Raw genomic sequence first — 12894 nt, 5'->3', positions numbered from 1 at the left:
ACTATCCGGTCGAACTGTGGGCGGAAGGCATCCGGGAAAGGCGGATTTCTCGCGTGCACGCTGTGGCGGATCCTCGTGTCGTCGCTGTCATCCAGGATCGGTATCGATTGTAAATGTGTTATTTGCATCTCGGTTCGAATCGCTATGTCCGATTCTCCGGTCTGCCGGGGACACGAACTGCGCCGCTAGCAATCAGCGCATCAATGCGGTCTTGATTGATCCCAGTCTCGCGCAGAACCTCCACTGAATGCTCGCCGAGATCGGGGGCAGGACGATCGAAAACGAGTGCAGAGCCTGAAAGCTTCAGCGGCTCCAGCGCGACGCGATAGCGGCCGCCGTAGCTGTGTTCGACGTCGCGGACCAGTTCGCTGGCCACATCAGGATCGGCCAGCGCCTGATCGATACTGCGTACAGGGGCCAGCAGGATACCGGTGGGTGCAAGGCGCGTAAGCGCATCATCGCTGGTCAGCTGACGCAGACGACCTGACAGGATACCGGCGATCTGGTCCCGGTTTGTCCAAGCCCCCTTCCCCTCCAGCAGCGGTATGATCTGCTTGCTGAGGTCCAACGCGGCGGCAAGATCGGGGAGGGATGCGGGGTAAGCCACCAGAGCAATCGCCCCGTCCAAGGTGGAATAGATGCCGTAAGGCGCTGGCTGGTGACTGTGGCTAATGCCATTTCGCCCTCGACTTGCCGGCTCCTGTGCGTTCAGCGCATAGCAAGACTCCGACGCCAGCAAGTGAAGCGCGCACGACATCATATCCACACGCACCCACTGACCAAGCCCTGTCTGATCGCGCTGGCGCAATGCCGCCTGAACGCCGATGACTGCTTGTGATGCCGTGTAGGTATCAACAACGTAGGCACCGGCAGGAACGGGCGGACCATCGGCTGCCCCACCCAGGCTGGCGATGCCCGACAGGGCTTGGATAATCAGATCCAGCGCCGGCTTGTTTCGGCTTGGGCCGGCGGGATCATAAGCAGCTATCGAGCAATAGATCATTCCAGGGTGCTCCGCGAGAACGGCGGAACTGCCTATACCCATCCGCTCCAAGACTCCGGGTCGGAAATTTTCCAGAATGACATCCGCCTGGGAGATCATCTCGCGAATGACCGCTTGCGCCTCAGGCGTTTTCAGATCAATGGACAGTGAACGCTGGTTTCGATTCATGCCCAGGAAATAAGGACTGGGTGCGTCTGGGTCCGCCGTCGGCTCCTTGATCCATTTACGCTGATAATCGCCAGCCGGAGCCTCAATCTTGACGACTTCCGCCCCAAGCGAACCAAGATACTGCGCTGCGATTGGTCCTGCCGCATAGTGCGTGAATGCCAAGACGCGAATACCCTTCAGTGGACGCACGTGATCGTCCTCCTGCGGGCGGGCTTTCGCTCCTATAGAAGTATTCTGCATTTGAGTGCCTCCGTTGGTCGCCGTTTCCTTGCCGATTCATAGTTGCGGTTGTTCGCCGAGATGTGCTCACAGAAACCACCCCACTCGCGCTCCCCAGCCCAGACGGCAAACGCGGCGCACGCGTCAAGCGCCGGCGCGGCGCCCCATGATCGCCGCGATATGGACGACCGTGAATCAAATGCCTGTGGCCGAAATATCAGGGAACTGCTCAAGACGCGGGCACTCCGAGGAATAGTGAGAGAAGTGTCCTGCGACTGATCAATTCGGGTGGTCGGGTCCGGTCCCGCTGGATTCGCAGCGGGACAAAAATTCCTGAGTGTGCTCGCCGAGCTCAGGCGCAGGAAGCCGAATTCCGGTTTTGTAACAGTCGAATTGCAGCGGCTGCTTCACGTGCCATTGGCCGCCGTCCTCTGGGCTAAGCCGGACAAATAGGTCTCGCGCGCGCAACTGCGGATCTGTTGCGACTTCATTCAGGTGAAGCACTTCGCCCCAAGGAATTTCGATACTACTGAAAATATCTGCCCACGCCTCTCGCGTTTCCTTGGCGATAGCGGCGGCAAGTTGCGCGCGATAGTCAGAAGCGTATTGCACCCGGTCCTGATGGCTTGCGGAGGCCAGTTGCGCCAGACCAGTCGCCCGGCACAAAGCCTGCCAGTAGTGATCTTCCTGCACGATGCTCAGCGTAATGAGCTTGCTATCTGCGCAAGCGAACGTCCCATTGGCGGGTTCGTCCGTGTATACCTCTGCCATTGGTCTTCCGTTTAGGCTCGCGTAGAGATACGGCGTCATCCATGACACCAGACTATCGGTCATAGCCAGATCGATGTAGCAGCCGTGTCCGGTTCGCTCCCGCGCCAGTAGAGCCGAAACGACACCCAGTGCTGCCAGGGTACCCGAGGCGAGATCGGCAAGGGGCAATTGAGACTGTGTCTGCGGGTGTCCGGTTCGACCCTGCTGAAATAGAACCCCGGCCAAGCCTTGGCAGGAGAGGTCGTGGGCTGGACGCCTGCGGTAAGGGCCATTCTGACCGAAGCCAGTCAATGAGAGATATATCAAACGGCGATTTACTGGACTGAGTTCCTCGTAGCTCAATCCGAGTTTTTTCATCACGTCCGGCCTATAGCCTTCGATGAGAACGTCTGCAGTTTTACTCAACTCAAATAAGGATTCCTGACCGGCTTCTGACTTGAGATCGAGGACGACACTTCGCTTGTTGCGGCTCAACGAGGAAAAAAGGCTTTTGTGCTTTCGAGCCGGATCACCTCCGTTTGGCCTTTCGATAAGAGTGACATCCGCGCCTAGATCTGCAAGTAACAAGGTAGCATAAGGGCCAGGGTATTGTTCCGCTAGGCTGAGTATCTTCACTCCTTCGAGTGGTGATGCAGTCACTAGAACCTCCTGCCAATTTTTTACAAATGTTGAACACCGCGTTTGTGACGCACCGCTATTAGATGGAGGTTACCCTATTCAATGTTGCAACAGTGATAAGAGTTCGTTAAACATCGTAACTCTGCGATCAACAACGATTGTCTTCCGGGTATTCAGGTATGGAAGATCGATGGTGAGATCTTGTGCCTCCTAGGCACCTATGTGTTCGCCAGGGCTATTGCTATTACGGCTGGCCGACACGATCGCCAAGGCCAAAGCACTTCTTGGTCCCCGTCCCAATTCAACATGGGGCTCAAGGTGCTCGGTAAGCGCCCCGTAAAGGACGCGCAGGGCGGCGGCTCTACCGCTCTGCACGATGCCGAGGTGAGCCTGGCCAGCAAGAGCCATCGCAAGCTGCCCATTGCCCTTGCGCCGCCTCACCGTGCAGAGCCAGGGATCGATCGCGCCTCATGTCCATGATGTGCCTCGACACCCCTGCCCTGGCGGTGTGTAGATCATATGAGCAGCCGGTTTTCGTCACTCAGATCGTCCGCCAACTAATGGGTATCTGCCGATCGAAGCCGGATACGGGATGCCTGATGCAGCAGATGGTCCCAACCAACTTCGGTGTGAGCTTCACTGCTTGAGTTCTGCACGGTGACACCGAACTCGCGCCGGAGGTCGATTCTGTGACTACGGGTGCACTCCTTGTCGGATTCTCGACGATGTCGGACATATGACGCAACGCTGCGAGAGCGATCGCGTTGTTCCGAAACGGTTTTCCCAGTTGGCACGACAGATGCTGTTCTATGCCCAAAAGCACTGCGACGCCGCACCGACTGAGAAGGACCCAGCTGATGATCACGTTTTTGGAAGATGGGGGTGCCGCCGCAAACAATGAGCCTTCCCGAGCAGACCGAAGCCATCGTGCTTTCATTCCTCTGGCTGTCCAGACATGACTGAATTCGATTTCCGTCCAACACTGAATGCACCCGACGATGATCCCTATCTTTGGCTTGAAGATATAGAAGGCGAACGGGCACTTGAGTGGACCGCCAGCCAATCGGCCAGGACCCTGGGGCACTTCGGTGGAACCCAGTTCGACCGCGACCACGACGCCCTGACTGCGATTTTCGACCGTCCCGACAGGATTCCCCTGATCAGGCGCCGCGGTCAGTACCTCTACAATTTCTGGCAAGATGCCGGGAATCCGCGCGGACTATGGCGCCGGACCACCCTTGCCGTCTACATGAAGGCGGATCCCCAGTGGGAGGTACTGCTCGATCTGGACTTCCTCGCCGCGAGAGACGAAGAGGACTGGATCTGGGGCGGTGCGTCGATCGAACCGGAGAGACGGGAAAGAGCCGTTCTGCGCCTGTCGCGCGGCGGCAGCGACGCGGTCGTGCATCGCGAATTCGATTTGAACTCTCTGAGCTTTGTCGCCGACGGTTTCAATCTCCCGGAGGCCAAGGGCGACATTGATTGGCTCGACTCCAACACGCTTCTGCTTTCCAGTGCGCTTGGTGATGGCATGGCCACCCGCTCCGGCTACGCGCGTACCGTGCGGTTGTGGAGGCGTGGCGTGGATCCGCTCACCGCACCGGTAATCTTCGAGACCGGTTCCGAATCCCTCGGCGTATCTGGTCATCTGGACCGCACCGCCGAGAATGAGCGCCTTTGGTTTATCGAAAAACCGGCCTTCTTCGAGGTGATAGGCCGAATCGGCGACAGGAGCGGGCCGAAGACGCAGATCGACCTTCCTCGGGACGCCCGGTGGGATGGATTCGGCGACTGGCTGGCGGTAAAGCCGCGCAAGCCCTGGACGGTGGGAGGGACGACCCATGCCGCCGACACGCTGATCGGCATCTCGCTGTCCTCCTTCATCGCCGGCGAGCGCAGTTTTGCCACCCTCTTTGAACCAGGCGACAGGCGCTCCCTGCAGTCGTTCTTCTGGAATGACGGGAAGCTCATTACCTCGTACCTCGTCAACCTCGTTCCGCGTTTCGAGATGTTCACCCCCGGCCGCCAGGAATGGACGCGCCGAGCGCTGGACACCGTGCCCGCCGAAGGGACTGTTCACCTCTGGTCGCTCGATGCGGGGGATCACGAGACGAATGGAGAGGTCCTCATTTCGGCTCAGGACCCAATCACGCCGCCGCAGCTTCTCCTGTTCGACCTCAATGCCGCCCCGCCTCTCGGCGCTCCAGTTATCCTGAAGCGCAACCCAGAGAATTTCGACGCATCCGGACTGGTGGTCACGCGCCACGAGGCGGTCTCGATCGATGGTGAGATGATTCCCTATACGCAGGTCGGTCCGGCTGACGGGAACGGGCATGCCCCGGTTCACCTCACCGCCTACGGCGGATACGGCGTATCGCTCCTGCCCTCCTACAACTCCTCGCTCGGCAAGCTGTGGCTCGAACGCGGCGGCACGTGCGTAGTGGCGAACATCCGGGGCGGCGGCGAGTTCGGCACCCGTTGGCACGAGGCCGGGCGCAGGCAGGGCAAGCGCCTCACCCACGACGATTTCGCCGCCGTTGCCGCCGACCTGGTGCGACGGGGCATTACGCTGCCGAGGCGGATTGCCGCCGAGGGCGGCTCAAATGGGGGCCTGCTGATTGCCAACATGCTGACCCGCTATCCTGAGCACTTCGGCGCGCTGTTCTGCACAATTCCGGTTGTCGACATGCGCCGCTACACCAAGCTTTTGGCGGGCGCGAGCTGGATCGACGAATATGGCGATCCCGACAAGCCGGACGATTGGACTTTCCTGAAGGAAATCTCCGCCTATCATGCCGCGGCGCCGGGACAGCCCTATCCGCCTGTCCTGCTTGCCACCACGAAACGCGACGACCGCGTCCACCCGGGCCATGCGCGTAAGATGGCTGCAAAGCTGCAGGCCTTTGGATATCCCGCGTACTTCTACGAGCCCAGTGCGGGCGGGCACGGCTACGGCAAGGACAATCGCGAGCGGGCCGCATTCATTGCCTTGGGCACCAACTTCCTTCGCAGCGCGATCGGCTGGCAAGCCGAAAGCGCTCATTGACGACCGGGAGCGCGACAGGAGCAAAATAGGAATAAGTGAGTACAGATCGAATGGCCGCAACAATTGTACAAATAATGAGTGCCAAAGTTTATGTAAAGTTTGCGACGGCGCTCAGCCTATCCCACAAAATAGAGCAGACTATACCAAATGCAGCCTATCATGTCTGAAAAGCAAGGAGACAATACCATGGCAACAAAGCAAACGAACGTGGCGCGGGGAGTAGCAGCGGCCATCGTCCTGGTGCTGATGGGGCAGCAGGCCGTCGCGGCGGAGCTTGCACGAGCCCTGTACGTCCCTCCACCTCCCCTGCGCGACCCTCCGCCTCACCCGCTCGTCCCTCCGCCTCCCCCGTGCCTCCCGACTCCTTCAATCTGGATCATGGCAGAACCAAGCCCTTGCCATATCACAATCGCGAGCGGGCGGCATTCATTGCCCTGGGCAACAATTTCCTTCGAGCGCGATCAGTTGGCAATCCGATAGCGTAGATGGGGCGAGACGCACAAAAGCAAGGTCTCAATAAGTACGCCAATAAGTGCGAGAGTGGCGCAAATAATGCGTGCCTGCGCTCTGTCGATATCAATAAATGCAGAAGGACTATTCACATTGCAGTCTATCATTTCTGAAGAACAAGGAGACAATATAATGGCAACAAAGCGAACGAACGTGGCGCGGGGAGTAACAGCGGCCGTCGTACTGTTGCTGATAGGGCAGCAGGCCGTCGCGGCGGACCTTCCAGAAGAAGTCCCGTGTGACCCGGAGGAGGTTGCCTCGGTCACGGAATGGCCGAGCCCCTGGCAAATCCGCCTGCGTGGGTTGGGGGTCATCACGCAGGATTCGGGCTACGTTGATACGGTGCCTGGCTCCGGTCTTTCCTATTCGAACACCGTGACGCCGGAACTCGATATCTCGTATTTCTTCAGCAACAACGTCGCCGCCGAGCTTATCCTCGGCACCACCTATGCCAACATAGCAGGCGAAGGCGCGATCGGCGGGCTGGGGAATATCGGCAAGGTTTGGCTGCTGCCGCCAACGCTCACATTGCAATATCATTTTACCGATTTCGGCGCCTTCAAGCCGTATGTCGGCGCCGGCGTGAACTACACGGTCTTCTATAACCAGAATACCGGCAGTGCCGATGCTCTCAAGGTTAAGAACACGTTTGGTACCGCGCTGCAGGTCGGGTTCGACTACATGGTGGACCAGCACTGGGGCGTCAACTTCGACGTGAAGAAGCTTTTCTTGAAGCCAGACTTCGACGTCACCGTGGCCAGCGCGCAGCTGACGGGGAAGGCGAAGCTAGATCCCTGGCTGATAGGCGCAGGTGTCACCTACCGATTCTGATAGCGAACGGCGAAGGCGGCTTGCTGATAGCCGATCTGAAATGAAGGGCGCCTTGTGCGCCCTTTTTGCGGTCGTCCCTGCACGGGCGACACTTGGCGGCGCCCTCTTCCAGCGGACCAAAAGGGGGCTCCTGGTCAACGCGGACCTCGACTAACGCCTGAAATGGAAGTGCTTAGACGCGCTTTGGATCAGGATGGCTTTTGCTATTGTTGATGGAATGCTGCAACCAGGCTCTTTGCCGGCATCGGTCTCCCCGAGGTCATGTCTGAGCTTATGCGCCTGCGGCACTCCTCGACGCCGATAAGATGCGTTGTTCAGCCATGCTGTGACAGCTGGCTGATCTTTTGCTGCAGCAGCGGGGCTGGCGCCCGGAAGCATTCCTCGGCAGCCCAAGGCCGGCCGTTGTCCTGCCCCTCGCTTGACCCATGGCACGGTGCCGCGCTCCAGCTCGACAATGATGCGGTCTGTGATCTCCTGATTGAGGCTGGCGCCCGAGCGCCCGCCCCTGCCTGCACCAGCCACTCCGCCGGCGAAACGCTTGCTATTGCACGCATCGTTTTGTCCTCCGCTCGCCAATCGCGGCTTTCCGCGGAAGCGGGGTGGGCGGCGAGTCGCGACCGGAAGGGCCCGCCGTCGAAGGCGGACCGCATCCGAAGGACCGGAACGAAGAGAAGGACCCGAAGCGCAAGCGAAGGGTTGCGGGGCGCCGCGGCGGGCCTAGAAGGGCGAGCCGCCCACCCTGCGCCGCCGGGAAAAGGCCCAACAGAAAAGAATTGCGGGGGCCTGACGACCCATGCCAGGGGGCGGAGCCGAATGGCCGAGACCGCCTGAGCTTGCCGAAAAGCGGGCTCAGTTCACGAGCACCCGGCGCGAGCCGCTAGGCGCGCGGGCGCCCGCTACGTCCGCAGGCTGGACAGAAGCTCGCACGGATCAGCGTCAAGCACCGCAGTTACGTCGAGAAACTCAATGATATCGAGACGCCGCTCTCCACCCTCGTACTTGGCCACGAAGGATTGCGGCCGACCAAGCTTGTCAGCCACCTGCGCCTGGGTCAGGCCTTTGGCCTTGCGCAGCGATATCAGCTGGGCCAGAAACCGCTGGTGGCGGGGCGATCGAAGAGATTTCGGCATGTAGGCGAACCGGTCAGGTAAAGACCGGCTCAGCGACTAATCCCGGTTTCGGAGTATCCCATTTTGGGATATTGTGCGTTGCATCCGGCGCTCAACAGGCGAGGTTCACAGCAGACATGAATCGATTAACGGGAACAGATGGGACTCAAAGCTCAACGCTTCGCGACGAGGTCCCCTGGTCCGAAAGCCTCACGCCGTACGACAAAGAGCATTTCACGATCTATATGCGGCTACTGGACGCATCAGCTGACGACGCCAGCGAAGAGGAAATGGCGCATCTGATCCTCGGCATTGATCCGGCAAAGGAACCGGAGCGCGCCCGAAAGGCTCTCCGCAGTCATCTCGACCGTGTGAACTGGATTGTGACCACCGGCTACAAGGAATTGTTCGGCAACTGACGAATTGCGCAGTGCGCGCTTTTCAAAAACGAACTCCCTGCCCCGCCATTCGTGAGCGCCGCGGCCAGTGGCGCGGTGGACGGATGCGGCCAAGCAGATGGTCGCGAGGATTTTTCAGTCGACCTGGACCCGCGGTTTGCCAATCAGCGCTTCGGCAAGTTTCCCGGTGCGAAGCCTCCGCAGGCGAACCGTCGACAGCCTGGAAGACGAAGCGGAGATGGCGGCCACCCGCTTACGGTTGAAAACAGGGTCTTTGGCGAGCGTCCGTCCGCACTTAGACTGCTGAGACATTCGAGTGCCATAGACGTGTTTCAACTGCCCAGTGGGGCCAGATCGCGTCGATGTGGAGCTGGACCGACAGCAAAAAGCCAGCGCCCGCACGACAGGCTGGACGTCCTAGTCAGTAAGTATGGGCGTTCGGCTTGAACACCAGCATACCGCTGCATCACGCCTGAGAGAGTTGGCGACAAACGTCCCAACACGCCAAGCTGACTCGCGGCACAATAATATCGAGCAACTTCCGGCATTCCAGCCATGCGGCCCCAAGTCCTGCCGGAATGCGGATTGCGCAGCCAGAACTCCTACGCCCAGTCTCACCGGGCCAGATGGGCGGTGTAGTCGTATGACTCTTCATCGCACCAATCCGGCTTGTCGACTGCATTCCCAATTCATGAGCTAAGCCCGCACAGAGCACAGAGGCGTCGGTCAGGCATCACGCGGCGATCGAGTCGAAATAAGAATAATGCGGCTTCTGCGCGTCAAAGGTATCAATCTCATATCAGCCATTTCGTCCCGCGCGTCCCAGTCGAGCCGGTGCTTGAAACTCGGTATCGCAGACGCCCATTGGAGAATGCGGAAACAGCCTCTATACGGGCACAGGCGAACTAAAGGACGATTTCAGTTTCTTAGAGAATTGAAGACCGTGAGGAGGCCAGCAGCGCGATGGCCTGGTTTTGCGTTCGCACGCCAAGCTTCTTCTTGGCGTTGTCCAGATGGAAAGCGGCGGTGCGCGGCTTGAGGCCCAAGATGCAGCCGATGTCCGAGGCGGACTTGCCGCGCGCGGCCCATTGCAGGCACTCATATTCGCGGGGTGTCAGCAAAACGCCGTCGACCATTCGATTGCCCGAGAGTTTACGGCGAACATGAATGTGAAAGTACGTCGCCATGAGTTGGAGCGCCTGCTCATACTGCTTGGCAACACGCAGGAACGCGGAATTGGGCTCATCCGCGGCAAAGGTCATCGCTGCAACACAGCCCCTGCGATCGACAATCGGGATCGTCAATCCACGGCAGATGCCGAACTCTGCCGCTTCAGCGAACAGCCTTTGCTGAACCTGCGATATCTCAGCGCCACGAAGATCCGGTTCCCATAGAAAAGGACATCCGCCACACCGCGCACGCAAGACGATTGGATCGAGGTTCTGATACCGGTTTTGCAGATAGTGCGCGGTCCAGGGAGGCGGATAATTCGAGATCAGCTTGGGCTCGCCGGAAGGTTGCAGTGGCAAGGACAGATAGGCAAACGTAAGTAGATCAAGTCTTGTGGCCACGCTGGCCATTGCTTCCCGGAAATCTGTCTGATCGACACTCTCCGACAGCTGTTCCAGGAATGTCTCGAAGATACCTGGCAGGCCCCTCGTCATTGTCCTGACTCAATCGCTCCATCTGTCTGCTGCGCGCCACCCGGCCTGTAGATCAATCGTAAGCTGGCCCGCACAAACGTGTCCGGGTTTTGCCCGAGATGCTGCGGGATCCCCAACGCAATAATGCAAACAGAGTCTTTCTTGGATGAAATGAAATCATCGCCCCCCTGCATCATACAATCGCGAGAAGTCATCCTGGGGCCACCATGGTCGGCGGCATCGAACGCCGTCATCAATCCTATGGTTGCCACGTGAACATCCGTCGGGACGAAGAAGAGGACATCGGATAGACGCTCATCCTCGCCGTTTGAGCTTTTTGATCCAGAACGTATCGTTACATTGGCATGGATAGAGGTGCCGCTGTTCTCCGCTAAATTCAAATACCAACTATCATCTCAAGCCGGGCCCAACCCAAGCCGGCACCAGAGCTCGACACTGCTGCGGAGACATCCCATTGAAGGCTCTGAAGCACTTTGCGAAGTGCGAAGCAGACAGAAACCCACAGGCCACGGCAACGTCGATGATGGGCATCCGCGTGCCTTCGATCAAGCGCTTCGCATGGTCTATGCGTATCCGCAGATAGTGACGCACCGGCGGAAGCCCGATATGCGACGCGAACAAGCGTTCCAACTGGCGCCGCGATACTCCGGCCCGCTGCGAAACCTTGTCCAGTGTCAGCGGGAACTCCACATTTTCTTCCATGATCCGCATTGCCATCAGAAGCTTGTCGCTCACACCGGCAAAGGCTAGACCCGAGGGCCCGGTCTGGCGGTTTGATCCTGAACGCTGGCCTTCGACAGTCGCGTGGCGGCAGACCTCCTGTGCAATGTCCCCGCCGGCATCGCTGCCGATCAAATCGACGGCCAGGTCGAAGGCCGCGAGTTCTCCTGCGCAGGTTGAATACTGGCCGTCCTTGACAAACAAGGAATCGCTTATGCGGGGCTGGTTGAACACCTCGGCGAAAGCAGCGAGCCGCGACCAATGTATCGTGCAGCGTGTGCCTGCCAGAAGGCCCGTCCGCGCAAGCAGCCACGTCGCTGTCCCAACCGCAGATATCGGAACCCCGCGACGCGCCATCGTTCTCAGAAATCCGTTCAGCTCAGGCGTCAGTTGCCGTTCTACCGGCTCGCCCGTCACGATAGCGAGCTGGTTCGGTTTGCGATCGTCCGAGCCGAAAACCAGCTCTTCTATCGCGACATCAACAGCAACTGAAAGGCCGTTGGCGCCTTCGATTGGCCGAGCGTCAAGCCCCGCGATTCGCCACCGGAACAGCGGCAGCCTCGATACTGTGTTGGCGATACGAAAGGGTTCGATATACGCGTGAAGCGCCAGGTGCGAGAACCCGGGCAACACCAGAACCACCAGGTCAAACGGCCGATCGGCCTCCGCCGAAATTTTCGGCGTGGCCAACAACGTTATAGCGCTGATGTTGGCAGGTGCGTTCACTAGGATCCGTACGTGGCTACCGGCTCACCGAACATGCCGGGTTCTGGTTTGACGCCGAGGCCTGGCAGTTGCGGTACTGCGATGTGACCCTTTTCGATGACGATCGGATTCTTCGCGTCGAAATGTCCTTCGATATATTCCTGCGCGATCCAGGCGCCCTCAAAACGGCGCGGCTCTACAGTGGAAGCCAAATGCACGCAAGCAGCCGCGATTATGTCGCCACCCCATGCGTCATCACAGCTGTGCGGGAGTGAGCGGATGGCGCAAAGGTCGCGTACGGTCGTCATCTTCGTGAGGCCGCCCAGGCGCGTAATCTTGAAACCGAAGCCATCCGCGATGCCTAGCGAGATCGCTCGAAGCACGACATTCTGATCCTCGGTGTTCTCGTCCAGATAGACCGGGTGCGTCACGCGACCCCTGAGCGTCTCGACCTCGTCCATGGTGTTGCAGGGCTGTTCGAAAACAAACGGGATCGTTTGGCAGAGCCGATCGAGATGGATTGCAGAGGCCACGGTCAGGCCTCTGTTGCCGTCCACGGCAATGCGCGCCTTAAAGCCAACCGCCTCCCAAACCTTGTGAACCGTGGCCACATGCTCCTCGAGATTGCGCCCCGAAATTTTCACCTGCAGGCGTGGATAGCCCGCCTTGACCTTGTCTGCCGCGATGCGGGCCGTCTCATCCGGCGCACCGACGATCAGCGAATAATAGGACGGGATGCGGCCCGTGAGCGCACCCCCCAAGAGCGTTGAGACCGGCACTCCCAGCCGCTGGCCGAGAAGGTCGAGAAACGCCATGTCGAATGCGGCCTTGGCATAGCCATGTCCGTTCAGACGCTCGTCCATGCGTTTGGCGAGAAGCCTGATCGAAGCAATTTCAGAACCGATGAGGCCCGGCGCGATTTCGGCCATCGCTGCGCGTGCGCCGAGTGCATGATGTGGCTGGTAAACGGGCCCGATTGGGCAGGTCTCGCCCCAGCCTGTCAGCCCGTTATCAGTAACAATCTCGACAAGGGTGCTGCCAAGCGCGTCGACGTCATCGCTGGCCATGCGATAAATGCCGCCTTTAACAGGCAGCTGGGTCTTATAGACGTTGATCTGGTCAATGCGCATGA

10 protein-coding genes are annotated in these 12894 nt (G+C 59.3%); 3 read left to right on the top strand and 7 right to left on the bottom strand.

Annotated features, from left to right (window positions below; genetic code table 11):
• Nucleotides 1-142: 142 nt before the first annotated feature.
• Together DH10_RS22755 and DH10_RS22750 are read right to left on the bottom strand one after the other, a co-directional pair.
• Entirely contained in the window at nucleotides 143-1411 is a 1269-nt protein-coding gene (locus tag DH10_RS22755; protein WP_192385356.1) for a CaiB/BaiF CoA transferase family protein, read from the bottom strand.
• Between the two features lie 258 nt (nucleotides 1412-1669).
• A complete protein-coding gene (locus tag DH10_RS22750) occupies nucleotides 1670-2800 on the bottom strand; it encodes a CoA transferase (protein WP_192385355.1) in 1131 nt (376 codons plus the stop codon).
• Between the two features lie 934 nt (nucleotides 2801-3734).
• Here DH10_RS22750 and DH10_RS22745 point away from each other — a divergent pair.
• Together DH10_RS22745 and DH10_RS22740 are read left to right on the top strand one after the other, a co-directional pair.
• Complete coding sequence (locus DH10_RS22745; protein ID WP_192385354.1) at nucleotides 3735-5825, top strand: prolyl oligopeptidase family serine peptidase; 2091 nt, start codon at nucleotides 3735-3737, stop codon at nucleotides 5823-5825.
• A gap of 642 nt (nucleotides 5826-6467) precedes the next feature.
• Complete coding sequence (locus DH10_RS22740; RefSeq protein WP_192244009.1) at nucleotides 6468-7166, top strand: OmpW/AlkL family protein; 699 nt, start codon at nucleotides 6468-6470, stop codon at nucleotides 7164-7166.
• An 896-nt stretch (nucleotides 7167-8062) separates the two neighbouring features.
• Here the strand turns inward: DH10_RS22740 and DH10_RS22735 are convergent.
• On the bottom strand, nucleotides 8063-8296 hold the full coding sequence (locus DH10_RS22735) for a helix-turn-helix domain-containing protein (RefSeq protein ID WP_192244007.1): 234 nt from the start codon (nucleotides 8294-8296) through the stop codon (nucleotides 8063-8065).
• A 116-nt stretch (nucleotides 8297-8412) separates the two neighbouring features.
• Here DH10_RS22735 and DH10_RS22730 point away from each other — a divergent pair, with 116 nt between their 5' ends.
• A complete protein-coding gene (locus tag DH10_RS22730; RefSeq protein ID WP_192180339.1) occupies nucleotides 8413-8694 on the top strand; it encodes a hypothetical protein in 282 nt (93 codons plus the stop codon).
• Nucleotides 8695-9599: 905 nt separating this feature from the next.
• On the opposite strand, the gene DH10_RS22725 is transcribed toward DH10_RS22730, so the two are convergent.
• The 4 genes from DH10_RS22725 to DH10_RS22710 are packed head-to-tail and all read right to left on the bottom strand — an operon-like array spanning nucleotide 9600 to nucleotide 12892.
• Nucleotides 9600-10337, bottom strand: a complete 738-nt coding sequence (locus DH10_RS22725; protein WP_192385353.1) for a LuxR family transcriptional regulator — start codon at nucleotides 10335-10337, stop codon at nucleotides 9600-9602.
• Entirely contained in the window at nucleotides 10334-10717 is a 384-nt protein-coding gene (locus tag DH10_RS22720; RefSeq protein ID WP_192385352.1) for a hypothetical protein, read from the bottom strand. The genes DH10_RS22725 and DH10_RS22720 overlap by 4 nt, the downstream gene beginning before the upstream one ends.
• Nucleotides 10718-10727: 10 nt before the next feature.
• On the bottom strand, nucleotides 10728-11783 hold the full coding sequence (locus DH10_RS22715) for a helix-turn-helix domain-containing protein (protein ID WP_192385351.1): 1056 nt from the start codon (nucleotides 11781-11783) through the stop codon (nucleotides 10728-10730).
• The gene (locus DH10_RS22710) at nucleotides 11783-12892 is read right to left on the bottom strand and encodes a mandelate racemase/muconate lactonizing enzyme family protein (RefSeq protein WP_192385350.1); all 1110 of its coding nucleotides are present in this window, start codon (nucleotides 12890-12892) and stop codon (nucleotides 11783-11785) included. The genes DH10_RS22715 and DH10_RS22710 overlap by 1 nt, the downstream gene beginning before the upstream one ends.
• Nucleotides 12893-12894: the final 2 nt, after the last annotated feature.

Origin of the sequence: Mesorhizobium silamurunense, assembly GCF_014843825.1 — a bacterium.
GTDB classification, from domain to species: Bacteria; Pseudomonadota; Alphaproteobacteria; order Rhizobiales; family Rhizobiaceae; genus Mesorhizobium; species Mesorhizobium silamurunense.
The sequence above is the reverse complement of the archived record's forward strand: the minus strand, read 5'-3'. Positions and strand labels throughout refer to the sequence as shown.